23 protein-coding genes are annotated in these 25,145 nt (G+C 46.5%); 1 reads left to right on the top strand and 22 read right to left on the bottom strand.

The window, feature by feature from the left end:
- Positions 1-121: 121 nt before the first annotated feature.
- From EIH25_RS01085 to EIH25_RS01020, 14 genes are all read right to left on the bottom strand, one after another.
- Positions 122-1,924, bottom strand: coding sequence for an L-fucose isomerase (locus EIH25_RS01085; protein WP_124098089.1), 1,803 nt, complete (start codon positions 1,922-1,924; stop codon positions 122-124).
- A 287-nt stretch (positions 1,925-2,211) separates the two neighbouring features.
- Positions 2,212-3,066, bottom strand: a complete 855-nt coding sequence (locus EIH25_RS01080; protein WP_124098088.1) for a hypothetical protein — start codon at positions 3,064-3,066, stop codon at positions 2,212-2,214.
- 27 nt (positions 3,067-3,093) lie between these two features.
- The gene (locus EIH25_RS01075) at positions 3,094-3,711 is read right to left on the bottom strand and encodes a regulatory protein RecX (RefSeq protein ID WP_124098087.1); all 618 of its coding nucleotides are present in this window, start codon (positions 3,709-3,711) and stop codon (positions 3,094-3,096) included.
- A gap of 3 nt (positions 3,712-3,714) precedes the next feature.
- Positions 3,715-4,920: a recombinase RecA gene (gene recA / locus EIH25_RS01070; RefSeq protein WP_124098086.1), complete on the bottom strand. Its 1,206-nt coding sequence runs from the start codon at positions 4,918-4,920 to the stop codon at positions 3,715-3,717.
- A 154-nt stretch (positions 4,921-5,074) separates the two neighbouring features.
- Positions 5,075-5,941, bottom strand: coding sequence for a peptide chain release factor N(5)-glutamine methyltransferase (gene prmC, locus EIH25_RS01065; RefSeq protein ID WP_124098085.1), 867 nt, complete (start codon positions 5,939-5,941; stop codon positions 5,075-5,077).
- Positions 5,942-5,959: 18 nt separating this feature from the next.
- On the bottom strand, positions 5,960-6,952 hold the full coding sequence (locus EIH25_RS01060; protein ID WP_124098084.1) for a DUF1385 domain-containing protein: 993 nt from the start codon (positions 6,950-6,952) through the stop codon (positions 5,960-5,962).
- Positions 6,953-7,016: 64 nt separating this feature from the next.
- The gene (locus EIH25_RS01055; protein ID WP_124098083.1) at positions 7,017-8,531 is read right to left on the bottom strand and encodes a HAMP domain-containing sensor histidine kinase; all 1,515 of its coding nucleotides are present in this window, start codon (positions 8,529-8,531) and stop codon (positions 7,017-7,019) included.
- A gap of 48 nt (positions 8,532-8,579) precedes the next feature.
- Entirely contained in the window at positions 8,580-9,278 is a 699-nt protein-coding gene (locus EIH25_RS01050; protein WP_124098082.1) for a response regulator transcription factor, read from the bottom strand.
- A 29-nt stretch (positions 9,279-9,307) separates the two neighbouring features.
- Positions 9,308-10,642, bottom strand: coding sequence for a hypothetical protein (locus tag EIH25_RS01045; RefSeq protein ID WP_124098081.1), 1,335 nt, complete (start codon positions 10,640-10,642; stop codon positions 9,308-9,310).
- 212 nt (positions 10,643-10,854) lie between these two features.
- Positions 10,855-13,323 carry a glycoside hydrolase family 2 protein gene (locus EIH25_RS01040; protein WP_124098080.1) on the bottom strand — a complete coding sequence of 823 codons (2,469 nt, stop codon included), beginning with the start codon at positions 13,321-13,323 and terminating at the stop codon, positions 10,855-10,857.
- A 212-nt stretch (positions 13,324-13,535) separates the two neighbouring features.
- Entirely contained in the window at positions 13,536-13,904 is a 369-nt protein-coding gene (locus tag EIH25_RS01035; protein WP_124098079.1) for a DUF6465 family protein, read from the bottom strand.
- Positions 13,905-14,045: 141 nt separating this feature from the next.
- A complete protein-coding gene (locus tag EIH25_RS01030; protein WP_124098078.1) occupies positions 14,046-14,324 on the bottom strand; it encodes an HU family DNA-binding protein in 279 nt (92 codons plus the stop codon).
- Between the two features lie 314 nt (positions 14,325-14,638).
- Positions 14,639-14,950, bottom strand: coding sequence for a hypothetical protein (locus EIH25_RS01025; protein ID WP_124098077.1), 312 nt, complete (start codon positions 14,948-14,950; stop codon positions 14,639-14,641).
- 68 nt (positions 14,951-15,018) lie between these two features.
- On the bottom strand, positions 15,019-15,216 hold the full coding sequence (locus EIH25_RS01020; RefSeq protein WP_124098076.1) for a hypothetical protein: 198 nt from the start codon (positions 15,214-15,216) through the stop codon (positions 15,019-15,021).
- Positions 15,217-15,345: 129 nt separating this feature from the next.
- On the opposite strand from EIH25_RS01020, the gene EIH25_RS01015 reads away from it, so the two are divergent.
- Positions 15,346-16,056, top strand: coding sequence for a DUF421 domain-containing protein (locus tag EIH25_RS01015; protein ID WP_124098075.1), 711 nt, complete (start codon positions 15,346-15,348; stop codon positions 16,054-16,056).
- 31 nt (positions 16,057-16,087) lie between these two features.
- Here EIH25_RS01015 and EIH25_RS01010 read toward each other — a convergent pair whose 3' ends face one another.
- From EIH25_RS01010 to EIH25_RS00975, 8 genes are all read right to left on the bottom strand, one after another.
- The gene (locus EIH25_RS01010) at positions 16,088-16,675 is read right to left on the bottom strand and encodes a Maf family protein (protein WP_124098074.1); all 588 of its coding nucleotides are present in this window, start codon (positions 16,673-16,675) and stop codon (positions 16,088-16,090) included.
- 92 nt (positions 16,676-16,767) lie between these two features.
- Positions 16,768-17,439 carry a zinc-ribbon domain-containing protein gene (locus EIH25_RS01005; RefSeq protein WP_124098073.1) on the bottom strand — a complete coding sequence of 224 codons (672 nt, stop codon included), beginning with the start codon at positions 17,437-17,439 and terminating at the stop codon, positions 16,768-16,770.
- Positions 17,440-17,466: 27 nt separating this feature from the next.
- On the bottom strand, positions 17,467-18,936 hold the full coding sequence (locus EIH25_RS01000; RefSeq protein ID WP_124098072.1) for a SpoIID/LytB domain-containing protein: 1,470 nt from the start codon (positions 18,934-18,936) through the stop codon (positions 17,467-17,469).
- 202 nt (positions 18,937-19,138) lie between these two features.
- Positions 19,139-20,296: a cell wall hydrolase gene (locus EIH25_RS00995; protein WP_243113056.1), complete on the bottom strand. Its 1,158-nt coding sequence runs from the start codon at positions 20,294-20,296 to the stop codon at positions 19,139-19,141.
- A gap of 78 nt (positions 20,297-20,374) precedes the next feature.
- Positions 20,375-21,460, bottom strand: coding sequence for a class B sortase (locus EIH25_RS00990; protein WP_124098071.1), 1,086 nt, complete (start codon positions 21,458-21,460; stop codon positions 20,375-20,377).
- A gap of 9 nt (positions 21,461-21,469) precedes the next feature.
- Positions 21,470-22,006 (bottom strand): CinA family protein, encoded by a 537-nt coding sequence (locus EIH25_RS00985; RefSeq protein WP_124098070.1) that lies wholly within the window; start codon positions 22,004-22,006, stop codon positions 21,470-21,472.
- Between the two features lie 623 nt (positions 22,007-22,629).
- Positions 22,630-23,808 carry a tRNA uracil 4-sulfurtransferase ThiI gene (gene thiI, locus EIH25_RS00980; protein ID WP_124098069.1) on the bottom strand — a complete coding sequence of 393 codons (1,179 nt, stop codon included), beginning with the start codon at positions 23,806-23,808 and terminating at the stop codon, positions 22,630-22,632.
- Between the two features lie 84 nt (positions 23,809-23,892).
- Positions 23,893-25,020: a cysteine desulfurase family protein gene (locus EIH25_RS00975; protein ID WP_124098068.1), complete on the bottom strand. Its 1,128-nt coding sequence runs from the start codon at positions 25,018-25,020 to the stop codon at positions 23,893-23,895.
- Between the last annotated feature and the right edge of the window lie 125 nt (positions 25,021-25,145).

Below are 25,145 nucleotides of genomic sequence, written 5' to 3'. Positions count from 1 at the left end.
ATAACGTCAAAGCCGGCTTAACAGTTCGTCTATCTCGTCCCTGTAAGCCTCATTGATAGTATGTTCCTCACAAATTTCACTGCGCATATAAGAAAGCATACAGTTCCCCAAAAAAGCGGTATCATCTTATATTCTTATACATAGGACCGTATGCCGCGCAGGCTCTGTAATCCTGACCTTCCTTGTCCATACCGAAAGCGTTCCATGCCGCCGGACGGAATATCTTGTCCTCCGGCACATTGTGCATACAAACGGGGATTCTCAGCATTGAAGCAAGTGTGATAAGGTCCGCGCCGATGTGACCGTAGCTGATAGCGCCGTGGTTGGCGCCCCAGTTGTTCATTACATCGTAAGCGGTCTTGAAAGCGCCCTCTCCCGTAGTTCTTGGAGCGAACCAGGTGCAGGGCCACGTGTAGTCGGTTCTCTTCCACAGCTTGTCGGTTACCTCGTCCGGCAGATGAACCGTCCAGCCCTCGCATATCTGGAGCACAGGTCCCAGTCCCTTTACAAGATTAAGCCTTATCATCGTGGCAGGCATTTCAGCCTCCGTTACAAAGCGCGAGGAATATCCGCCGCCTCTGAAATATCCGCAGTCGGCATAGTTCCAGGTGGTCGCTTTCATAACGGCGTCCATATCCCTGTCGGTCATGTCATACCACGGCTTCATTACATGATTTCCGTTTTCGTCCACAGACTGACCGTTTGCGTCAAGGCAAGCCGCGCCGGAGTTGATAAGATGGATAAATCCTCCTGCTTTCTTTGCGATTCCCTCAAGCTCATAGCCGGCTGCTTTCTTTACCGCCTCCGGCGACCAGTATGTACGAACGTCCGCAAAAATCTGAGCGCGGTTGGTCAGCAGCTTCATGAACAGCATTCCCAGACCGTTGAGCACGTCATTTTCCGTCGCGAGTATATAAGGCTCTCTGGCGCCGTTCCAGTCAAAGGAGGTATTGAGCATTGCCTCGGGGAAATCGCAGTTAGGATAAAAATCCGTCCACTGACGCTGACCCTGGAAGCCGGCGGCAATTGCGTTATGACCTACCGCTTCCTCCTCACAGCCGGCAGGCAGCCTGTCGTTGCCGTTCATCAGATCCTTGATAATACACATCATCTTAACGACAAATTCCCAGTCCTTATCCTTTTCCTCTCCGGATTTCTGAATTTCCTCAGGATTCTTGTCAAAGCCCTCTATGCACTTTTCCTTTGTCCATGCCAGAGCCTTCTGATACTCCTCCTCGTCATAAATACCCTCGGTCATTCGTCTGATAATTTCTACCTCGTCCACCGATTCAACTCTCATTCCAAGATATTCCTCAATAAATGCGGAGTCGATAATCGAGCCGCCGATTCCCATACAGATAGAGCCGATCTGTAAATATGATTTTCCTCTCATAGTGGCGCAGGCAACTGCCGCGCGTCCGAAGCGAAGAAGCTTTTCCTTAACGTCCTCAGGTATTGAGGTATCGTCAGCCTCCTGAACGTCATGTCCGTAAATACCGAACGCGGGAAGTCCTTTCTGAGCGTGGGTAGCAAGCACCGAAGCAAGATAAACCGCTCCGGGACGTTCAGTTCCGTTGAAGCCCCACACACCCTTTATCGTCATAGGGTCCATATCCATGGTTTCCGCGCCGTAGCACCAGCACGGGGTAACGGTAAGGGTTATATCTACTCCCGCTTTCTTAAATTTATCAGCGCAGGCGGCGGCTTCCGCGACTCTTCCAATGGTCGTGTCGGCAATAATGACCTTTACCGGCTCGCCGTTTGAATACCTTAAATTTTCCTCAAACAGCTTAGCCGCCGATCTTGCCATATTCATTGTCTGCTCTTCAAGGGAGCCTCTGACGTTGAGATATCCCCGTCTGCCGTCGATCGTCGGACGGATACCGATCACAGGATAATCTCCGATAAGTCTGCTTTTTGCCATAAAATAACCTCCTAAATGATTTTTATAATAATGCATATCATCCGCCTTAGGCGATAACGTTTACATTTGTATATAATTATACCACATATCTTATGATTTGTCTTGCAATTTTACCTGTTGGAAAAGTAAAATTTTCGGTTATTTTTTTGTGCAGAATTAATAACCGTCCTACAGAGCCGTACGGCTTTTCCTTACTTAAAGCAATAAGCCGCGCTTCACAGACTGCAAAGCGCGGCAAAATGTTTATCTGTAAAAATCGTGCTGCTGAAAGAAATCAGGCCTGTTTATCAGCTGTCCTTAGGATACTGACCTACCGTTTCGCTTGACATATCTTCCGACCATAGAACATAATCAGGCTTTCCGTCAGTAATAAAGACCGTGAAATAAGTGTCTATAAGCTCCTCCGGCAGATTTTTCTTTATCTCATTGACAAAATCGTCGTTCTCGGTGCTTATGTAGTTCATATACTTAAATTCATATTTCCCGTCCAAGGCAGTACACGCCTTCTCCGCGGCCTCATAGACAGCCGCCGCATTACTGTCCGCTTTATCGGACTCATCATCGGCGATTATCCCTGCGAGATAAGCCTGGCTTTTCGTTCCGGCATACGCTATCTTCCACTCATGCCCGGGAGTTTCTATAACTATTGCATATCCTTTATAGGAAGCTTCCTTTCCCTGATTCTTATAGCTTACCGTTCCTATAAGCTCGACCGCGGTAATATATTCGTCCTTGATATTAACGCTTTCAAGTATTTGCGACTGCTCTCTGTCGGCGGTAAACGAAACGTCTGACAGCATATTCTCCTCATTATCGTCGTACCCGTGATCGTGACCCTGATTTTCCACAGTATCCTTATATTGCTCCTGCATCTCAGAGGTCATAAGCTTGAGCATCGACTCGTCAAATTCCAGATTGGCATACTTCATATACTGGCCTACAACATATTCCGCATTTTCTATCGGGTCGTCCGAAACCGAATTCCCGCCTACGCTGTTATCCTGATTACCTCCGCCGTTTTCAGTTACGCTTTCCGCAGCCGAAGAAAATGCAGCTGAATCATTATTCACGTTATTCTCATTGCAGCCGGAAGCAGACAAAGCGATAACCGCCGTTGCCATTGTAACTGCGATCCTTTTCATAGCCGTCTCCTTTCGTCAATCAATGCATTAATCCTCCTGCTCCTCCAGATACCTGTCAAGTGCGGCGTTTATATCCGAATACGAATAGCCCTGCCGAGCCAGAGCGTTCTTTACTTTTTTCACTCCGCCGTCTTCCTCAAGCCTTCTCAGATATTTTTTCTCAATAAGCTGACAGATACGTTCATCGACGGTATCCTCGTATTCGCTCAGGACCTCGTCGATAAGCTCCTTAGACAGCCCTTTTTGCTTCATCTCCTGAGCCGCCCGGTAATAGCCGAACCTTTTTACCTCCATATACTTTCTTGCAAGGCTTTCGGCATACCGTCTGTCGTTTATAAAGCCAAGCTCAGCCAGCCTGTCGCATACATCGTAGCATATCTGCTCGCCGTAATTATTAAGAAGCTTTTTATACAGCTCGACATAGGAATAATCCCTGTAATCCAGAAGATACATCGCCCGCTCTCTTGCGCGCCGAAGCTCGTTGGAATAAACAATCTCCTCCCATGCGTTCTCCGGAATCTCGGCGCCGACTCGGAGATTATACCGCAATACAATTTCCGAATTCAGAAACGCCGGCTCCGCGCCTTCAAAATCGATCCGCCAGGTATTCCCCTTATACTTTTCCACTGAAAGTATCTTTAACATCTGTTATTCACCCAGCTCGCTTATATCCACCGGAGCAAACTCTTCAAAGTCATCTTCAGGAGAAACGGTAAGATCAGGCATTTCAGGCTCGTCCTTCTTCGCCGGCTTAGCGGCTGCCGCCGACTTTTCTTCAAGCTTCGCCGCCTTTTTGTTCTTCTTTGAAGCCATAACGATCTCAGCGCCGCTTGCCTTGATCTTTTCCTCTATCTCACCCATGATCTCAGGATTTGCTTCAAGGAAATCCTTAGCGTTGTCGCGGCCCTGTCCCAGCTTCATATCGTTATAGCTGTACCACGCACCGCCCTTCTTGACGACTCCCGTTTCAGCCGCAAGGTCGAGAACCTCTCCTGTACGCGAAATTCCCTTGCCGTACATAATATCAAATTCGCACTCTTTGAACGGAGGAGCGACCTTGTTCTTTACTACCTTGCATTTCGTGCGGTTTCCTATTACCTCCGCGCCGTTCTTGATCTGTTCGCCGCGCCTTACCTCGATCCTCACCGAAGCGTAGAATTTCAATGCCCGTCCGCCCGGGGTCGTTTCAGGATTTCCGTATATAACGCCTATTTTTTCACGCACCTGATTTATAAAAATAGCGCAGCAGTTTGATTTCGCGATAACCGAGGTCAGCTTTCGCATAGCCTGAGACATAAGCCTCGCAAGCTGTCCAACGTGCGTATCGCCCATCTCTCCGTCGATCTCAGACTTTGTTACCATAGCGGCAACCGAGTCGATTACGATACAGTCGATAGCTCCCGACCTTGCAAGAGCCTCGGCGATCTCCAGAGCCTGCTCGCCGCTGTCAGGCTGAGAAACCAGCATACTGTCAATATCCACTCCCAGCTTTTCGGCATAAACCGGATCAAGGGCGTGTTCAACGTCGATAAAGGCAACCTCTCCGCCCGCCTTCTGAGCCTCGGCGATGCAATGCAGCGCAACGGTGGTTTTTCCGGAAGACTCAGGTCCGTATATCTCAACGATCCTTCCTCTGGGTATACCTCCTATACCCAGCGCCATATCCAGAGTCATAGAGCCTGTGGGTATAGCCTCAACGTCCAGCGCCTTGGAATCGCCCAGCTTCATGATAGCTCCTGCTCCGAACTGCTTTTCTATATATGCGATAGCGGTATCAAGCGCTTTCTTTTTCTCGTCCTTGTCAACTATCTTGACCACGGTCTTTACTTCTTTTTTCTTCTTGTCAATAGCCATTTTTACAGCCTCCTGAATCTAATCATATTACAAAGCAATTACGTCCGGCGGTTTTGCTTACTCCGCTATAATTATAGCATGATAATTCTGATTTACAGTATCTTTTTTCGGACAGTTATAAATTCCCGCTGATTATAAGTACAGAAAAACGTACTCAAAATCGCTTCTTTCCAATTTCTCCGAAAACTACGCGGTAAATCCCGCAGAGATCCTTCCTTGCCCTTACGTTTATAAAGCCTCTCCGTATCATGATATCCATGACCTCCTGCTCCTGACCGATACCGATCTCAAAGATCATCATTCCGCCCTGCCTGAGCTTTTTCTTCCACAGACGGGTTATATTCCTGTAAAAATCCATACCGTCCGCTCCTCCGAAAAGCGCGCTTTCAGGTTCAAAGGCCACCTCTCTCTGAAGATTTGCCATATCTTCGGAGCTAAGATAGGGCGGATTGCAGACTATAAGATCGGCTTCAGGAGCTTTTTCCATAACCTCCGCCTCAAAGACGTCGCCGCGGATTATTTCCGCTCCCGAGCCGTTGATATCGATATTGCGTTCGAGATACTTTACCGCCTCTGGAGATTTTTCAACGCAGACAACCCTTTTGCAGTCAAGATTTTTTTCAACGGAAATTCCTATACAGCCCGACCCCGAACACAGATCTATAACTGTAAGTCCATTCCTGCGCCTGTTTTTTTCCACTGCCAGCTCAACAAGCGCTTCGGTATCCTGCCTGGGAATAAGCACTCCCTCTCCTACCTTGAAAGGCAGACCGTAAAACTCCCATTGCCCCAGAATATACTGAAGCGGCTCGCCTTTTTTGCGTCTGTCCGCAAGCGCAAGAAATCTGGCAGCTGCCTCTCCGCTTACGTTTCCTTCCACAGCCTTTAAAAATGCCCCGCTGCGGCAGTCCGTACCTATGGCAAGTCCAAGCAGCTCCTTTGCTTCAAAAGCTGCGTTTTCAATTCCCGCTCCGCTTAATCCCTGACGGACAGTTTCAATAAGCTTTTTATATGTAATCATTTATACCGCGTTTTTCAATCAGCTGTTTTCACATTCCGCCGCCTGACTGTGAAGCTTTTCCTCGTCCTCAGGTATAACTGCCTTTAAAGCCTCGATGGCGCACTCTATCTCCTGTTCGTCAGGCTCTCTGGTAGTTATCCTCTGTATCCACAGTCCCGGAGCCGAAAGTATTTTAGTAGCCGGATTGTCATACTTTCCCGCAATCCTTATAAGCTCGTAGGCTATGCCCATTACAAGAGGCAGCAGCGCAAGCTTGCACAGCATTCTCAGCGCTACGTTATCCCATGTAAGACTGAAAACCGTATTTACAAAAATACTTATAAACAGCACCAGAAAAATAAAGCTGGTTCCGCATCTCGGGTGAAATCTGGAATATTTCTTGACGCTTTCGGGAGTAAGAGGCGCCCCGTGCTCAAAGCAGGCTATGGTTTTATGCTCCGCTCCGTGATATTCATAGGTTCTGCGTATATCCTTCATCAGCGCGGTAAGAGCCGTATATCCGATAAATATGCCTATCTTCAGAAGACCCTCTATTATGTTCTTGACTATGACAGGCATTGAAACAAAATGCTCTATCCCCTTTGACACCCATGAAGGAACCATCATAAACAGAAAGACCGCTATAACGACTCCGATAACCATTGAAACCGCGGAAATGACCGGCATAAGCTTGTCGCCCACTTTTTCGTCAAGCCACTTCTCAAATCTTGTCGGCTCCTCTTCCTCTTCAAACTCCATCTGCTTGTTTGCCGATCTTGTAAGACACCGATAGCCGTCGATCATTGAAATAACAAAATTGAAAACTCCCCTTACAAAGGGACATTTTCTGTACCACGGAATATTTTTCCCGCCCTTTATATTCCATACCTCAAGATCAATCTCTCCGGTCGGAAGGCGGTTAGCCATAGCCGCCTTGTCGATCCCGCGCATCATAACGCCTTCGATAACTGCCTGCCCGCCTATCTTGGATTTGAATTTTTCCGTTCCGGCTGCTTCTTTACCTTTGCTCATTTATACGGTTATGCCTGCTTGCGCAAGCATATCCTCCTTTCACTGTTTGTCCTTAAATCTGAAATCACTGCTCAAGCTTTTCGCTCTGTTCAAGCGTATTATCGGTGGATATAAGCTCTACATTCACCGTTGACTGGTTATCCGGCTTCTTTTTCTGGTCAATACAGGGAAGCGTGATCATAACGGTCGTGCCTACGCCCTGCTCGCTGTTGATCTCAAGCGTTCCTCCGTGCCGCTGAATAATTTCATCGGCAACCGCAAGACCTATGCCGGAACCTCTTCTGGTATGATTAGCCTTGAAAAACTTAGTCTTTATCTTAGGAAGATCCTCTTTGGATATACCCATTCCGGTATCGGAAACAGAAATACATATCTCATTGTTCTGCTCGTAAGCCTCTACCGAAACGGTATCTCCCTTATCGGAATACTTTATGGCATTGTCCACAATATTAATGAAAACCTGCCTCAGCCTGTTTTTATCTCCGTAAACAAAGGGCAGCATTTCAGGCTCATAGTAATTAAGCGTAATCCCCAACGCTCTGGCTCTTTCCTGATAAATAAGCACCGTTTCTCCCAGCTCGGCGAGAATGTCGATCGTATCCTTATTAAGCGTAAGTCTGTTATCCTGTATTCTGGAGAAATCCAGCAGCTCCTCCACCATCTGCGACAGACGCTCGGTTTCGGAGGTGATGACTCTCATACCCTTTTTAAAGGTTTCCGCGTCGTCTATAGTCGTCATCGTTTCGCTCCAGCCCTTTATCGCCGTAAGCGGCGTTCTCAGCTCATGGGATACGGAGGATATGAATTCGTTCTTCATAGACTCGGTATTTGAAAGCTCGTCAGCCATATAGTTTATTGAATCGCAAAGCTCGCCCAGCTCATCGTCAGTGGTTTTTTCGATTCTTTCCGAAAAATCTCCCTTTGCGAATTTTCTGGCGATCTGACCGATCCGTATAACCGGATAAACGATCGACCTAATAAAAAACATTCCCGAAAAAAGCATAAGCAGGATAATGCTCGCCACAACCAGAGTTATCAGTATAAAAATAATAAAAAGCTGATGATCGACGCCTTTCATGGAGGAAATCATTCTCAGCGCCTCGTATTCGCAGCCTCTGGGAGAAATAACCGACGTTACCGCGACAACCTTTTCCCCCGTAGGAAGCCTGAATATCTGAGAGGCCGTCCCTGTCGGATCCTTTTTGGCGTTTTCATAATCGGACATATCCGTTTCCTGCGCCGGCGAAAAGCCCGACGAGGTTATATCTACGCTTCCGTCGGTCTTTATCGCCATAAGCTCGATCTTGTCCTTGTCCTGATAGCTTTCAACCACAGAGCGTATTTCCGAATTGTAATTCACCGAAGCGTCGTCACTGTTGTTCATAACCGCTCCGGTAACCACGTTCATTTTTGAGGTGACGTACTGCCTTGCGGAGCTGTAATAATAATTTCTTACAACAAGCACCAGCAGTACCTCAACTATAAGCAGAATAACAATCACAACGCCCAGACTGTTTCTTATCCAGTGCTGCGTAATACTGTGTCTGCCGTATTTACTTCTGTTTTTGTTTATGCCCACCGGCAAGCCCCTTTCAAAGCATAATAGCTGCGCTTACGGGCGTTTCTGTCAGTTTGACGCCCACTTATAGCCAAAGCCCCATATAGTAAGAATATATTTGGGACTGGAAGGCTCGTCCTCTATCTTCATTCTTATGCGCCTGATATTAACGTCAACTATTTTATCGTCACCGTAATAGCTTTCTCCCCAGATGTGGTTAAGTATGCTTGTTCTGTCAAGAGCGGTATTCTGGTTCTTGAAGAAATACTCCATTATCTGATACTCCACCTGAGTAAGATCTATCTGCGCCCCGTTTTTATAAACTGTCCTGCTTTTTAGATTAAGAGTAAAGGGTCCCGAAACGATAGTAGAAGCGGCTTCCGGCTTCGCATGGGACATATTTACTCTCCTGCATACCGCGTCAACTCTGGCTATAAGCTCTGAAATGGAAAACGGCTTTGTAATGTAGTCGTCCGCTCCTATCATAAGAGAGGATATTTTATCCATTTCCTGAGATTTTGCCGAAAGCATTATGATACCCATAGTGTCCGAACGCTCGCGGAACCTTTTGCATACCTGCATACCGTCGATCCCGGGCATCATTATATCAAGCAGCGCAATATCAATGCCGCCGTCCGACTCCTCGAACACCCTTATCGCGTCTTCGCCGCAGCTTACGTCTATAACGTCATAGCCGCTTCTTTTCAGATTTATTACCACAAATTCGCGGATAGAATCCTCGTCCTCGCATACCAATACTTTTTTCATATCAAAACCTCCCTGCAAACGTTTCTGCGCTATTCAACGGTATAAAAATTATTCTGGACCTCGTCTATCGTAAGTATAAGCTGCTCCCGTTTGTTGGTCGGAAGCTTTACCAGATATTCAAGCTGACCCTTGCTGCGTATAAGCTCATATCCCTCGTACAGATAATCCTCGCTTTCCTGCTTGGAGGCTACGGCTATACGCATAAGCTCGGTCATATCCGAATTAATATCTCCGCTGTATTTATAAAATACCGTTTCTCCGGTATCCGTATCCTTCTTTACGGTAACCTGATCCGTCCATCTGCTTGGAAACATCATTGCGTATCCGTCGGAAATGGCATAGTATCCCGAATATCTGGCTTCAAGATTGTAAAAATCCCTGTATACCGACCAGGACGTCATCAGCAGCTGCTCCTCGGCGACAGCGTTTTCATAGCCGAGCATAGGCTTTGTAGACGGTATTTCGATTACTCCGTCGTCGTCTATATCTGTTGAATAATAGCCGGTCGGACGTGTACACATAGGAAGCAGCTTTTCGCTTCTGAGCTGCATAGGATTCTGAAGAGCCGAATATCTGTAATACACTATCTCAGTCTGAAGCTCTCCGGCGGAGGTAAGTCCGTCTATATAGATCGCCTGCCTGCCGTCGGGAAGATAGCCGGTCTTGGAATTAATGTACGACGCCACATTATCGCACATATCTATTCCGTCGCTCTTGGTTATCTCTCCTCCGCTCAGCTCCAGCAGCGCCGCCTTCGCCGTTACGATTCCGGTATCCTGATTGGTGCCGCGTTGAATGGTTATGATCTCGTTGTAGCCGTCGGAATTTATATCGAAGGTTTCAAGCACAGAATAGGTATCCGTTCCTATCCTGATGAAATCTCCGTCGCTGTAGCTGTATATTTCAAGGGTCTTATCCTCGCCTGAGATACTCTGATAGCCTACAAGAACGTCGATCTGGTTACCGTTGCCCATAGGAGTTATTATTACCTGATCGACTTCCGTTCCCGCGCCCGCGATTTCCTTGACGGAAACCCAGTCGCCGTCGGCGTTCTTGTCCAGCAGATTGACCCTGAGCCCGTCGCTGTCTCCGGCTGCGCCGGTATACTCGTAGAATACCAGAGCCTCGTCGCTTTCCTCTCCGTCGATATCGGCGATAACGTAAGCCGACCTGTTCGCGCCGTTTCTCGGATATTTAAGATTTATATTGTTTCCCACCGCGGAAATAAGCGCCTCGTGTATTTCGCTCTGCTCCTCGGTAAGCTTGGGCGCGGTAAGAATATTATCAACATTGAAATTAACAGGCGAGCAGCCTGTCATAGCAAGCGCAGCCGCCAGCGGCAGCGCCGCTCTTTTCAGCTTCATTTCACCACTCCCGTTTAAAATCTAACAACGTACACCGTCAACGCATACATATATTTATATTATATCACAAGACCGCTTGTTTTTCAAGCGTGACAGACAAATATTTTGCAGAAAATACTGTCGCTGTAGAAATACCTCTGAAAGCAGCAGCGTACAAATCAAATCCAGCAGAAAAAACGGACGCTGCAATCCGCGCCCGTTGAATTCTTCCGTTACCTGTTCTCATAATTCGACTGGATAGTCAGTCTGTCCATAAATCCCTCAAGGGACATTTTTTCCGAACATTCCTTTTTGCTTACCGTTACGGTAACAGGCTCGGTTCCATGGATATCGAACCAGTTGTCGGAAAATACGCAGTCCCCGTCCTCAAGATCAAGACATACGGATTTTGCAAAGCTTTCCGCGGTAAGCGTCAGAATAAAGCTTTGCTTGTTTTCAGAGCCAATGACCGAAATATACGGCTTTTCAAAAGCAAACTCCTTCGGCCGTACAAATAAGGTGGAGCCTCGGCTTAAAAGCTCTCCGTTTCTTATAAGGCTGTATTCAAGGTATCTTTCGCGCTTATCCTGCCTGCTTTCAAGCTGACCGCTGAGATCGCAGACGGCTATATTCTCTGAAGTAAGCGCAGGAATTTCAAGCTCTCCGCTTCCCTCCAGCAGTATTTCCGCCCTGCTGTTCCTGAGCCGCCACCTGTATTCACATTCGAGCGTATTCAGAGTTTCGTTCGATACGTTCAGAACAGGTCTTACAGAATCGCTGTCGTCGCAGGAAATAAGCGCGGGATTATAAAATCGCTTGGCATAATAGTGCAGACCCTTCCAGCGTCCGAAATAGTCAATACCCGACCAGGAAATTACCGGATTCGAGTCGTTTATCTGCCAGTACGCCGAACCCATGCAGCGCCCCCTCGCCCGGCGCATATGCTCAACATTAGAGCGGATACAGTCGGCCTGCAAAAGCTGTGAAGAATAAATAAGACGCTCAAAGCTGTACGGATAACGCACCATCTGAGCCAGATAGAACATTATCTTTTCATTGCCCTGGGTACATTTCTGGTGCGCCTCCATCACCGGCGACATCAGATCAAAATCTCCCGCTGCCTCGTCGGCAAATTCCTTTACCGTTTTCATGCAGGGGAGGGATTCAAAGCCGTATTCCGAACAGAAACGATAGTAATATTTTCTGAAATCCTCTATAGGCTTCAGATTGTGCCATACGTCCCAGTAATGCATATCACCCGCATGATTTGACGACGAGTCCTTAAATCCTCCTCCCGACGACGGCGATGACGGCCAGTAGAATATCTCAGGCGAATACTCCTTCACCAAAGCCGGAATAAGCTCTTCAAACTGCCGCAGATAATCCGCTTTCGACTGCGGGTCGTCCGGTATGCCCCAGCCCTCCCAAGCCGATTCTATCTCGTTGTTTCCGCACCACATTCCGAGAGAGGCATGATTTCTGAGCCTTATTATGTTGTCCTTTACCTCTTCCCTTACCGTTTTCTCAAACTCCTCGGTAAGCAGATAGGAGGAGCAGGCAAACATAAAATCCTGCCATACGATAAGTCCAAGCTCGTCGCAGCAGTCGTAAAAATAATCGTCCGGATAACAGCCTCCGCCCCATACTCTGATAAAATTGAAATTAGCCGCCGCGCACTGCTCCAGCAGCTTACGAGTACGTTTTTCTGTACATCTGGCAACGATCTGATCCTCGGGTATGTAATTTCCGCCCATTGCAAATATCTTTACTCCGTTGAGCTTAAAGCAGAATTCCTCGCCCCATTGATCCTTTTCCCTGCTTACGGTGAGCGTTCTCAGACCTATTCTGGTCGTATTCTCGTCTATGACCGCCCCGTCCTTTACAAGCCTTACAACGCATCTGTAAAGAGGCTGAGCCCCATAGCCGTTAGCCCACCAAAGACTGGGATTTTCTATTTTGCAGTTCATTTCATGATATTCATCGTCGTCATGCAGGTCGATTTCTTCCGAGCATATAAGACGTCCTTCGGGAGAATATATCTCAAGGAAGGCTGCGTCGCAGCCGTAAGCCTCGCTGTGAACAAGACAGCTTATCAGAACCTCTCTGTTTGTGTGCTTCTGCGTATAATGAACGTCGAGTATCCTTCCGCGGGAGTAACATTCAAGCCTTACGCCTCTCCATATCCCCATATCCGGAAGCTTGGGGCCCCAGTCCCAGCCGAACATACAGTGAGCCTTTCTCAGGTGAGTATATCCCTCCATAGTTGAATCAACGCCCCAGAGCGGACGCTCCGCCTGCTTTCGGGCAATATACGCATTCGGAGAGAATATTTTCACACTGAGCTGATTTTCCCCCGTATGCAGAAGCTTTTTAACGTCGAACTCCCAGACGCGGTGCATATTGTCGGTTCTGCCTATGAGCTTTCCGTTAAGATACACCTCGCCCAGAGTATCTATTCCGTCGAATACAAGCCTTATATTTTCATAGCGCAAAACGCTCCGATCCGCATATACGACGGTAGAAAACTCGTAATCGCTGTCGCATATGCCGGTTGAAACATACTCGTTCTCCCGCCAATACGGATCCTGTATTTTGCCATGCTCCAGCAGAGTTTTATATACCGAGCAAGGAACGGAGCACATAAGCCTTTCCGCAGCTCCGCACTTATTCATGATCCAGTTTTCGTTCAGGTCAATTGTCACGCCGACGCCTCATTTCTGTTTTTTCAATTACCTTTTCCGCAGATACCCAAGCTGAAATCACAGCCTCTGTACCCTCAAGAATTGGCGTTATATTAAAGATATTATGAACCCTTTGAAGCGTCAAGTCAATTAATATTTTCTGAACAAATCAGACAAACAAAAAATATGCCGGAAAAACCCAGTCGGTCTTTCCGGCATATTCAAAACTGAAATTACAAATCAACCTTGCCGCTTATCTTGCCGTTTACAACATAGTACGCAGCGCTGTCCTCAGGCTTAACATAAACCTCGAGCTTTCTTACATAGCCCTTGTTATTTGCCCTGAAATCAGCCTTTGCAGACTCGACAACGGAATCCATGTCGATCTCCTTGCCGGCAAACTGAATATAAACGGTTTCTTTCTTTTCAGCCGCCTTGCCGGAAGCCTTAGAAGCAGCCCTCTTTGCAGGCGCTTTCTTTTCGGCGGCCTTTTTCTCAACAGCCTTAACTTCGTTCTTAACTGCCTCTGCGCCGCTCTTAACAGCCTTAGCCTCAGTTTTTACAGCTTCCTTTGCTGCCTCCGCAGTTTTCTTTACAGCCATGACAATTTCTCCTTTCAAATTAAAGCAAATCAATTCGGTAACGGGCGTAAGCCCCTCAGGCTCCGGCGGAAGATACTATCGTACCGCCGGCAGACCAATACAACCGCCGTCTAAAAGCCGGAAAAGTGACGTAATCCGCGGTTATTTCTTATCAACAGCCTCTTTAAGAGCCTTGCCTGCCTTGAAAGCGGGAACTTTCTTTGCAGGGCAGTGTACGGGCTGCTTTGTAGCCGGATTGATCGACTCCTTTGCCGCTCTGTCGCGAACCTCAAAGGTTCCGAAGCCTACGATCGACACCTTTTCTCCCTTTGCAAGTGTTTCGGAAATTGTATCAACAACAGCGGAAAGAGCCTTTTCAGCGTCTTTCTTTGTGTAGCCGCCCTTTTCGGCAATTGCTGAAACGAGTTCTGATTTTGTCATAATAAAAACCTCCGTAAATAAATTTTCTGCTTGTATTATAGCCTATTTTACGCTCCTTGTCAAATTTTACAGAGCATTTTCTTTTCGTTTTCATAATCTTTGTAGAAATACATAAAAAGCAGTAATGATATCAAGCGTGCTTTTGTATTTATTCACAGAATATCTATAGCTCTTACTCTAGAAAAGTTTTCCGAAAGCAAACAGATAAAAATATCTTTCCCCGTTTTTTCAGTATAAATACCATATCTGACAAAGCAAAAAAGTCATGCCTTAACGCGAATCAGCATGACTTCAAGTAACACAATATTCACAAATTATTGTTTCAGATTTGAATAATACGCGATAATGTGACGTTTTTCTCCAGTGAGAGGATCTGCGCCTTTTATATCCACGCCGTTATGGCTCATAAGCTCGGCGGCTACCGCTCCCCTGGCATTACACCTGAACACCTCATGACCGTCGCATACCACGATTATTTCAGCTTCCGTTACGGAAATTCCTCCCTTTCTTCCAAGAACAAGCTCCTGGCCTCCTGTTCTTTCCACGGCATAGGAAAGCCCTTTACCGTGAAGCCTGCTTAAATCCCTGTGAGAGGTTTCATCTTTTTTCTTCTTAAAAAATCCCATGACATTTTACGCGCCGTAAGGCGCTCCTCCGCAATATTTTTATCCCGGCATATTCCGGGCAACGATCCTTATTTAAGGATCGCTCCTTCGTCCTGATCAGACCTGCCGCACAAGGCCTTTGACGCGGGAATGACCGCAAGCGCTTCTCCGACAAGCTGCAAAAGACCGGCAAGCAGATTTATTTCATCGTCGCTCAATCCCTCCGACAATGCGTTTGCAATAGATACGGCAAGCAGATTAAGCTTCTGTCCATAACAGTTGTTCAACTATAATCATTCCGTTTCCTATAATAGTTTCCTAAAGCTATTATATGTATGTCCCGGCTCATAAGTGAATAAACCCGAATCCTAAGCGCATAATACTCAAAGAACTATTTTGGAAAGGAAGTAACCGTTTTGTTTATACTGAAAGCCGTTCTTGCAACAATCGCTTCAATAGTTATAATGTTTCTGCTGTCAAAGCTTCTCGGCAACAAACAGATAAGCGAGCTTAATCTGTTCGATTACATCAACGGAATAACCATAGGCTCAATCGCCTCCGAGCTGGCGGTTTCAAGCACCGGAAAAGAAATGATTACCGCCGTTATCGCAATGGTTCTGTACGGTTTTACAGGCTTCGCGCTTTCAATGCTAACCATAAAATCCATAAAGGCAAGGCGCTTTTTCTCCGGTACTCCCCTTATCTTAATGGAAAACGGTAAGATCTACCCGGAAAATATAAAAGCCGCAAAGCTTGATACGGGCGATCTGCTTACCCGCGCCAGAAATTCCGGTTATTTTGATCTGTCGCAGATCTCCTATGCCATTCTTGAAAACAACGGAAAAATATCGTTCCTGCCCAAAAAAGTCAACAGCCCCGTTACCATGAAGGACCTGGGGCAGAACCCTCCGGACGAAAGACTTTGCGTAAACGTAATTCTGGACGGAGTCGTAATGGAGGACAACCTTAAACACACCGGGAACGACATGAAATGGCTCTCCACCGAAATGCACAAGCAGAATTATTCGTCGCCGTCAGATATTTTCCTGGCTACCGTCGACGGGAATAACAAGCTTACCATATACCCGCAGTGCGATCACAAGGTAGATAAAAACCTGTTTGATTAACCGCCGAGCGTTTTTGCAATGCCGCTGATAATCATACAAACCGCTCCAGCAGCGACGCAAGCTTCGATACCGGCAGCCCCACAACGTTAAAATAATCTCCGCTTATTCCCGACACAAGCAGAGCGCCCGTTCCCTGTATCCCATAAGCGCCTGCCTTGTCAAAAGGCTCTCCCGTTTCAATATAGTCGGCAATGTCTTGGTCAGTCAAATTCCTGAACGTGACCTCAGTTATTTCCGAAAAGGAACGAAGCCTGCCGCCGCACATAAAAGCCGTTCCGCTTATCACTCTGTGGGTTCTGCCGGAAAGCTTTCCGAGCATTCGTGCAGCGTCTGCCGGATCCGCAGGCTTGCCCATTATTTCTCCGTCAAGCAGAACGACAGTATCGCAGGCCACAATAACGTCGGCCTGACGCCTTTGTGCCGCCTCCCTGCACTTTTCCGCGGCAATAGTCTCCGCGGCATATTCAGGCTGAATTCCGTCGGGAATCTTCTCCTCGCCTAAAGCCGGACAAACCTCAAAGTCCTGGCATATAAGCTTAAACAGCTCCTTTCTGCGGGGCGACTGAGAAGCCAGAATTACTTTTTTACCCTCTAACAGCCTTCGTATTTTCAGCGGCATTATTCATTGTCCTTTCAAATCAAAAGATAGAGGATTTCCCGCAAAGAAGAAATCCCCGTTCGGCGTTTTTATAATAGTTTGCCGTTATATTATCAATCAAGCTTGTTTCCGCATTCGGAACAGAACTTTGTTCCGGCAGCTTCTTTATGTCCGCATTCAGTGCAGAAAACAAAAGCAGGCGCGGGCTGTTCCTCTATAACCGGCTGAACGGCAGGCTGCTCAGGCTCAGACACTGCCTCCGCACTGGCAGGCGCCGCCTCAGGCTCTGCTTCAGACTGTATGTTTTCAGGCTGTATAGCCTCAGGCGCTGCCTCAGACTGTACAGTTTCAGGCTGGATAGCCTTAGGAGTTTCTTGTACAGTGACTTCAGCCGCTTCAGAAGGCGCAGCCTGCTCCGGCTGAGCTTTAACCTCCTGCTTCGATCCGCAGGACGGGCAGAACATAACGTCAGCGTTGATCATCGCGCCGCAGTTACCGCATTTTTTTACACCCTTAAGTACGTTTACCTGCTCATTAAGCTGAGCTACCTCCGCAAGCAAAGCGTCTATTTCTCCGGCAAGCCTTATTACCTCGCTGTCGGTTATTCCCTCCATAAGACGCAGCTTAACGGCTCTTCCTATTTCGATATACTTCTTATTTACCTCCGCAAGATCGGAATTGATCCTTGCGTTAAGCTTGTTTGTTTCAGCCATTTTCTTGGCGGAATCAGAAACCGCCGACGCTCCCGATGATATCTTCTCTCCAAGCTTATTTAAAAATGCCATGCTTAAAACCTCCGTGTATAAATATAATTAATTTTCATCGAAATTCTGAATATCGTCCGCTGCGGACGATGAATCATTCTTAATATCGCCTTGCGCGGCAGATTCCTCCGTACTGTCCGATTCCGCGTCTGATTCAGCGGAGGACGGTCCGCTCGGAGATGAGTCGGCAGAGGTATCCGAAGCCTGCGCCGAATCATCTGTCTGTATTCCGCCTGTTTCCGTGTCTGAGGAAAAGCTGCTGTCGTCGTTTATTTCAGAGTTTTCAATTTCCTTCTCAAGCTCCTCCTGAGTCATTTTCCCTCTTTCCACCGCTTTCTGATTTACGTCTGACAGCCCGAGGTATGTGTCCGTATAATAATGCCTTAGTATCTGATCGTAGGTATAGCCGTTTTCCGCGTAAAGGCAGGCTCCCCACTGGGACATACCTACTCCGTGACCGTAGCCGTAGGTGGTGAATTTAAAAACGCCCTTTTCATAATCTATAGTGAAAGCGTTTGATTTCAGTCCGAAAAGCCTTTGCACAACGGCGCCGGTAAATCTTACTGTGCTTCCTCCCGCCGAATATGAACCGTGCCCGTCGATAGTCATAGCTCCTATATATTTTCCGCTGTATCTTGAATCCGCCTTAAACCAGTTCTCAGTATCTTCGGAAAGCTTTATTCCGGTCTTTTCAGCGAATATCTCCCTTACCTCATCTTCGGTAAATTCGGTCTCCAAGCCGAAATTCGGGTCCTGATCGTCATAAGCGCTTACTACCGCTCTGAGATAGGGATAATAAACGCTCCATACATTCTCGCTTTCAGCGGAACAGCCTGCTGACGACGCGGAATACACAGCGTTGATTATATTTCCGTTGTAATATACGCACTGACCCTCCACGGCGCTTATGCAGCTTTCGATTTTGGACGGATACCCTGATTTAAGCCCGATAGTCGGTATAAGACCTAAGCTGTCGTTAAAGCGCAGATACGAATAAGCCGCAACCGCCTGAGCTTTAATAGCGTCCTCCTTCCATGAAGCGCCTATTTCACTGTAAACCATGCGGCACAGCAGTTCATAAGCGTTCATAGTTACCGTTGAACCGGATATTATATCATAAACCGTGTAATATTCCTCCGCTACGCTTCTTGTTTCGCTGAAATAAACCCTTTCCGGCTGAGGATCGTAAATCATCGTTTCATCGGACGGAAGCTCCATAGAAAAGCTGACCGCCTTTTTATCCGATTTGCCGGACGGCGTCTTTCCTTCCTGAACCTTGGAAATCACCGCCGTATCGTACTCGTCGATCCCAGCCTTTCTGAAATCAATGAACTGCGCGGCTTCATAAGCGGTAGCGGTATCGGCTGCCGAAGCCTCGATATCTGCCGGAATAATATGCTTCGTTTTTCTCTGCTCCTGTTTTTCTCCAAGAGCCGCCGCCCCGAAGGTTCCTATAACAGCGAAGCAGGCAAGCATTATTCCTGCGTTGGTAAGCATTTTTTTGATTTTACTATTCATAAAATACCTCTTGCGTTTTTATAACAGCGATCCAGAAAAACTGAAAAGCCGAAAAATACCACAACTTTCCAGAATCATCATGGCAATACCTAATTTAATTTTAATCATTAATAAGAAAAAGTCAAGACATATTGAAATTATGTCCTGACTTTTTGTAGCTTCTTACAAACTATATTAAATTTTTTCAGCACTTTTTTACAAATTAATTCTTAAAAAATCTCTGACCCTCAAGCTCCATACAGAACGTAAGGCTTTCAAACCATGCGGCAGTTGAGCCGGAGCAATATTTAGGCGCGTAATAATATGTAGCGCCCTTTGACTCCTCAGCGCCCTCTCCGCTGAGCGCTCTCTTGGCACATTCTCTAGTGCTGCTTGACGGAGTGTTGGTCTTGTTGTAGTATGAGGAAATCGCTGTGAACTGATTAGGAGCTGTCAGAACGCCCTTTATAGTATCAGGGAATCTGCTTGACTTAACTCTGTTTATAATTACGTTTGCAACAGCGATCTTGCTTGCGTCCGAACAACCTCCGACCTCGCCCTGAAGGACATAGCACATCATCTCAAACTCTTCGTCAGTATAGCTTATAACTGAATCCGAGCCGTCGGAAGAAGCCTCTGTCGTTGTTTTCTTTGTGGTCGCGGCAGTTTCAGCAGTCGTCTTTTTCGCTGCAGAGGTCTGAGCCGCTGCCGTAGTTGTTGTCTTGGCAGGAGCCTTTGAAGTAAGGTATTCCGCCATACAGTAGCCCGTTGTTCCGTTGTACTCAACCTTATACCAGCCGTCGTCGGTCTTTGCAGTGCAGCTTACCTTTGTTCCGGCAGCCAGAACGGTTATAACATCGTCGCTCTTGGAAGGGCCCTTTCTCATGTTGACAGCCTCAGCCGCGTACATAGACTTTGTTTCAATCGCTTCAGTCTCAGAGCCTTTCTCAGTCTTTTTTTCAGACTTAGAAGCTTCAGCCGATGTCGTAGTCGTCTTAGCTGTAGTGGTCTTGGAAGCTTCCTTGTTCTTTGACGAAGCTGTAGTTACAGCTTTTTCAACAAACTCATACTCCTCGACTCCCGCTTTCCACCAGCTGACAGTCGCGATTGAAGCGGTTGTGTTTGCAGGAATTCTCTCCTCGTCAGCAGCCTGCACTGCCGCAACGTTATACTCAGCTGCAGCTTTTGTTTCCCCGCCGGATATTTCGGTTTTACCCGAAAGCCCGTAAACGCTGACAGCGCCGATAACCAGCACGGCCATTGCTCCGGAACCCAGCATTGTTCCTACTTTCTTGATAGAAGGCTTCGTGCTTCGCAAGACCCCTTCTACAGATTGTTTCTGCTTCATTTGTATCACATTACCTTTCCGACAGTTCAGCATATCCGCGGAACCGTCTCCCCTGCGAGCGTGAGAGATTCGCAGAGCCTTATATATTTACATCCTAAGATGCAGTTAAGCTTAGTAAGACCAGCCCAGATACTTTTTGTTGTTTCCCCATACGTTTCTCCAGCATTTCGGGAAATATATATCCTTATCGTCCCTTTCCTCATAGGACTCAACGATAAGATCAAGATTATCGTCGGCAGTCATCTTCTTGGCGACGATGACCCAGCGCATATCGCTTACCTCGTTTGAACAGGTCGAAAGCGAAATATAATCGTCGTCCTCGGTGCACTCAACGTCCGAAGAGTACCACGACTGCTTTCTTACATTATCTATCCAGCTTTCAAACGAATATTCGTCGTCGTCAAAGTTACGGTATCTCCAGTAATCGAAAATCGGAATATCGTCCTGATTATCCTCCGCGGCTGCAACAAAGCAGCCGATTATAACGTATTTTTCACCGCTGTCGTAAATTGTGTTGAACTCGATCACAGGATATTTTTTAAGAAAGTCAACGCCGTCTTTATACTCGGCGAGATGGGTAAAGGAGGTTCCCAGCTTTCTCATATGATGTCCGTAGATCGTGATATTGTCCGCCTGACCGTCTTTGTCTATCGGAATCACGCAGTCGGCAAAAATACTTCCGGAATCATAATACTCCTCGTCAAGATTTCTTTTAAGGTAGTAATTGTTTCCCTCGTCGATATTATCCGTAACGTGCTGAAGCACAGGAAAATTTATGTACTCCTCGCCGTTTGAATTAACAAAGCCGGGGATCTTTATCCACCCAACGACCTCGTCGTTTCTTTTCAGCAAATCCTTCGCCCAGCTCTGAACCTTGCGCTCCTTATCCGAGCTTTCCGGAATATCGGCGCCGTCCTCAGCGTCGCCGCTTACGTCGTTAAGGTTCAGGTCGTCAAAATCCGGCTCGTACTTAACGATCTCCTGAGCGTAGTCTATCTGCTCCTGGTCGCTTTTGAGAAAATCAGTAAGCTCGTTTATAGAAAAAACAAAGATGAAAATCGAGAAGATAAAAACGATTTTCCTGACTACCTCGGCGCTCTTATCGCCCTTCCACGGTACAAAATATTTGACGAATCTGACAAAAAAATTGGAATCGTCCTTTTCAGAAATATTCTTGATTTCATTGGCCATAGACATGATCAATCCTCAGCTTTCATGTTTCAGCAGAAGCTCCCGCAGCATTTCAAGAGCTCTCTGCACAGTTATCAACCGAATGAATTTTCTGTCCATATCTTCATATTCTTTATAAAGCATTAAATCGCGTACCGTTTCAAAATCCTTATATCTTACCGAAACGTAAACCGTTCCGACAGGCTTTTGCGCGGTACCTCCGCCGGGACCGGCAATACCGGTTATACCGACAGCGGAATCGCTTCCGGTTAGTTTCATGATCCCCGCGCTCATCTGAGAAGCGACCTGTTCCGAATAGACCGTATACCGCTCCAGCGTTTTAGCGCTGACGCCCAAAAGCTTCATTTTGACTTCCTCGCTGTAGGAGCATACGCCTCCGAAAAATATCTTCGACGCGCCGGAAACTGACGTTACCGTCTGGCTGAGCATTCCTCCGGTACAGCTTTCAGCAGTGCTGAGAGTAATGCCTTTAGCTATCATATATTCTACTACATCGCTTGTTACAATGTCAAGGGTTTTTGTAACCAGTTTGTCATCTTCGGCAAATTTCACAGTGGTTGACCTCCGTTTCTTTACTATAATGCACATAAAAACAGCTGTAATTATAGCCTGATTATTAATGCAGCCCTTTTATTTAACATAATGCACTGTTAATTTGTGGATAATCATGTAACCTGTTTGTAACACTTCAAATCTTATTTTAAATTAAACTCCACGCTTTTATGCTTGTTTACAGGCGTCGAAAAACAACATATTATCCCTGAATTGCGCGGTTTTCGTGATATGTGACAATTTGTGTCGAAGCGCATATATGTCCATTTTATCGTACTATTTATTGAATTTCGGTTACATTTTTAACCGCTGCGTAACCTTTCTCAATTGTACAATAAAAGTTACAGTATACAATCTGCCATAATATGTTATTCAGGACGCGGTTATTTTGAAAACCAGCTTCAGCAGAACGTTTTTTCTGTCTGTTTTTATGTACCTATAGTTTTTTGAAAGGTTTTAAGCTTTACAGATAATGATTTGGCTTATATTTACAGTAATATTTTTAAATCAAAAAATTTTTAATATACAGTATATACTGGATAATAATTTAATCTGACAAGTTATATAACTTGTCAGATTAAAGCGGCTTGATTACGCCGACTTCTGTTATTTTACTATCTGAATCAGATTTTATTTCTGATTAATTTCACTACAGTATTATCAACCGCTTTTTTTATAAACGGCTCATAGTCATAAGCCGCCTGCGCGGCCTCCACCTCGGACAGCGCCGGCTTCGTTTTCGGATGCTTAGGAGTAAATACCGTGCAGCAGTCCTCATACGGTTCAATTGAAGTGTCAAACGTGCCTATTTTTCTTGAAACAGAAACTATCTCAGACTTGTCCATACCGATGCAGGGGCGGAAAACCGGAATACGGCAGGCAGCGTCAGTGCAGACCATAGCGTACATCGTCTGGCTTGCCACCTGACCGATGCTTTCTCCGGTGATAAGGCACTGAATGTCCTCACGCTCGCAGAAGCGCTGGGCGATCTCCATCATAAGCCTTCTCATCAGTATTGTAAACAGCTCTTCGGGACAGTTGTCGCGCAGCACTTCCTGTATCTCAGTGAAAGGAACGCAGTAAAAATTAATATCGCCGCAGTAGGTCGCGATCTCCTCCGCCAGCTTTTCAACCTTCATTCTTGCTCTCTCCGAAGTGTACGGCGGAGCTTCAAAATGTATCGCCTGTATCTGCACTCCCCTTTTTGCCACCATATATCCGGCAACCGGCGAATCAATTCCTCCCGACAGCAGCAGCATTCCACGTCCGCTTGAGCCTACCGGAATTCCGCCTGCTCCGTCAAGCTTCAGAGCGTTTATAAAAGCGTGTTCCTCCCGTATTTCAACTGTTACCGTAACGTCAGGATCATGCACATCTACCTTGAGGTGCGGAAATCTTTCAAGTATCTCATGTCCAAGCTCTCTGCATATCTCAGGAGATTTAAGCGGAAATTTCTTGTCGGCGCGCTTCGCGTTCACCTTGAAGCTTGCGGCGCCCTCCAGCGCTTCCGCCAAATAATCCATTGAATCGTGAAGTATTGAATCCATTTTTTTTTCAACCGTCAGCGCCCTGCACAGCTTGGCGATACCAAATACCTTTGACAGCTTATCAACTACCTCATCTATATCTGTATCCTCCGACAGAGGCTCGATATACAGCGTAGACTGCGCCCTTGAATACTTAAAGCTTCCTGAATTTCTGAGACGTCTTTTTACATTTTTCACAAGAATGCTTTCAAAATTATTCTTGTTAAGCCCTTTAAGAGCAATTTCACCGTATTTGCACAGTATAACTTCTTTCATATCAGTTTTTCTCACCTTTCAAAAATCTTATTCCTTTTCCCCTTATATACATTATAAATAGTGTAAAATGTTTGTTCTTATATTTTACCTTGTCCCGCACAGCTTTTGACGCGCGGATTTCAACGCTTCTATAAGACTGTCGATCTCCTGGGCAGTATTTTCTTCGCTGAAGCTTACGCGCAGAGTAGAGTCCTGATACTTTTCGGCAATTCCAAACTCTCTTATAACGGAGCTTTTCTTTCCCTTGGAACAGGCGGAGCCGCTTGAAACATAGATTCCGCGCTGCTCAAGAAAATGCAGCAGCACCTCTGATTTGTAGCCATCAACGGCAATGCTGCTGATATACGGAGAACATTCCGTATCCGAATTTACATGAATACCGTTCTCACCGCATTTTTCAAACAGATAATTTCGCAGAGCAGCGGCTTTTTCAAATCTCTCCCCGATTGTATCCGCGTATTTTTCAGCTGCCGCTCCGAATCCGCAGATAAGCGGAACGCACTCCGTTCCGGAGCGGAAGCCTTTTTCCTGACCGCCGCCGTACATAAAAGCAGGAACTCTTACGCCTTTTTTTATGTACATCGCTCCGATGCCCTTGGGAGCGTGAATTTTATGCCCGCTGAGGGAAATAATATCCGCATAAAGCTTTTTTACCTTAACGGGAATTTTAAGATACCCCTGAACGCAGTCGCAGTGAGTGACGGTCTGGGGAAATCTTCGCTTTATCGCCCTAAATGCCTTTTCTACGGGCAGTATCCTGCCGGTTTCATTGTTGACAAGCATACAGCTTACAAGACAGGTATTGTCGTTTACAGCCGCAATTATATCCTCGGCGCTTATTTTACCGTCCTCACCGGGCGTTACTCTTACGATCTCAAAGCCTTGTTTTTCAAGCTCGTCACAGCAGACCTGAACCGACGGATGCTCTACCGAGGTGGTAACTATACGTTTTTTACGTTTGCCTATGGTTCTTGCTATCCCGAAAATAGCGGTATTGCTGCTCTCAGTAGCGCAGGAGGTAAAATATATCTCCTCATCAGCCGCTCCGAGAGATCCCGCGATTGAGCTTCTCGCCCTGTTTATCAGACATTCCGCCTCAACTCCCATACCGTGCAGCGACGAAGGGTTTCCGAACAGCTCAAGCCCCTTCATAACGGCTTCGACCGCTTCGCTGCATGGCTTGGTTGTAGCGGCATTGTCAAAATATATCATAAAAATTTCAATTCCTTTCCTGTAAACAGCTATATGAAATATAACTGCAAACCTTGGCGTATCGTTCTTGTGAACCGCTTTACGCCGCAGTCATACTATTTTATTATAGCACAATCCGAACAATA

The organism is Ruminococcus sp. Marseille-P6503, from assembly GCF_900604945.1.
Classification (GTDB): domain Bacteria; phylum Bacillota; class Clostridia; order Oscillospirales; family Ruminococcaceae; genus FB2012.
The sequence above is the reverse complement of the archived record's forward strand: the minus strand, read 5'-3'. Positions and strand labels throughout refer to the sequence as shown.

What these genes read in the sequence shown, in the direction of transcription:
- EIH25_RS01085 (WP_124098089.1), bottom strand. Translation starts at nt 1,924, where the DNA reads ATGGCAAAAAGCAGACTTATCGGAGATTATCCTGTGATCGGTATCCGT.
- EIH25_RS01080 (WP_124098088.1), bottom strand. Translation starts at nt 3,066, where the DNA reads ATGAAAAGGATCGCAGTTACAATGGCAACGGCGGTTATCGCTTTGTCT.
- EIH25_RS01075 (WP_124098087.1), bottom strand. Translation starts at nt 3,711, where the DNA reads ATGTTAAAGATACTTTCAGTGGAAAAGTATAAGGGGAATACCTGGCGG.
- recA (WP_124098086.1), bottom strand. Translation starts at nt 4,920, where the DNA reads ATGGCTATTGACAAGAAGAAAAAAGAAGTAAAGACCGTGGTCAAGATA.
- prmC (WP_124098085.1), bottom strand. Translation starts at nt 5,941, where the DNA reads ATGATTACATATAAAAAGCTTATTGAAACTGTCCGTCAGGGATTAAGC.
- EIH25_RS01060 (WP_124098084.1), bottom strand. Translation starts at nt 6,952, where the DNA reads ATGAGCAAAGGTAAAGAAGCAGCCGGAACGGAAAAATTCAAATCCAAG.
- EIH25_RS01050 (WP_124098082.1), bottom strand. Translation starts at nt 9,278, where the DNA reads ATGAAAAAAGTATTGGTATGCGAGGACGAGGATTCTATCCGCGAATTT.
- EIH25_RS01045 (WP_124098081.1), bottom strand. Translation starts at nt 10,642, where the DNA reads ATGAAGCTGAAAAGAGCGGCGCTGCCGCTGGCGGCTGCGCTTGCTATG.
- EIH25_RS01035 (WP_124098079.1), bottom strand. Translation starts at nt 13,904, where the DNA reads ATGGCTGTAAAGAAAACTGCGGAGGCAGCAAAGGAAGCTGTAAAAACT.
- EIH25_RS01030 (WP_124098078.1), bottom strand. Translation starts at nt 14,324, where the DNA reads ATGACAAAATCAGAACTCGTTTCAGCAATTGCCGAAAAGGGCGGCTAC.
- EIH25_RS01025 (WP_124098077.1), bottom strand. Translation starts at nt 14,950, where the DNA reads ATGGGATTTTTTAAGAAGAAAAAAGATGAAACCTCTCACAGGGATTTA.
- EIH25_RS01010 (WP_124098074.1), bottom strand. Translation starts at nt 16,675, where the DNA reads ATGCCGCTGAAAATACGAAGGCTGTTAGAGGGTAAAAAAGTAATTCTG.
- EIH25_RS01005 (WP_124098073.1), bottom strand. Translation starts at nt 17,439, where the DNA reads ATGGCATTTTTAAATAAGCTTGGAGAGAAGATATCATCGGGAGCGTCG.
- EIH25_RS01000 (WP_124098072.1), bottom strand. Translation starts at nt 18,936, where the DNA reads ATGAATAGTAAAATCAAAAAAATGCTTACCAACGCAGGAATAATGCTT.
- EIH25_RS00995 (WP_243113056.1), bottom strand. Translation starts at nt 20,296, where the DNA reads ATGCTGAACTGTCGGAAAGGTAATGTGATACAAATGAAGCAGAAACAA.
- EIH25_RS00990 (WP_124098071.1), bottom strand. Translation starts at nt 21,460, where the DNA reads ATGTCTATGGCCAATGAAATCAAGAATATTTCTGAAAAGGACGATTCC.
- thiI (WP_124098069.1), bottom strand. Translation starts at nt 23,808, where the DNA reads ATGAAAGAAGTTATACTGTGCAAATACGGTGAAATTGCTCTTAAAGGG.
- EIH25_RS00975 (WP_124098068.1), bottom strand. Translation starts at nt 25,020, where the DNA reads ATGATATATTTTGACAATGCCGCTACAACCAAGCCATGCAGCGAAGCG.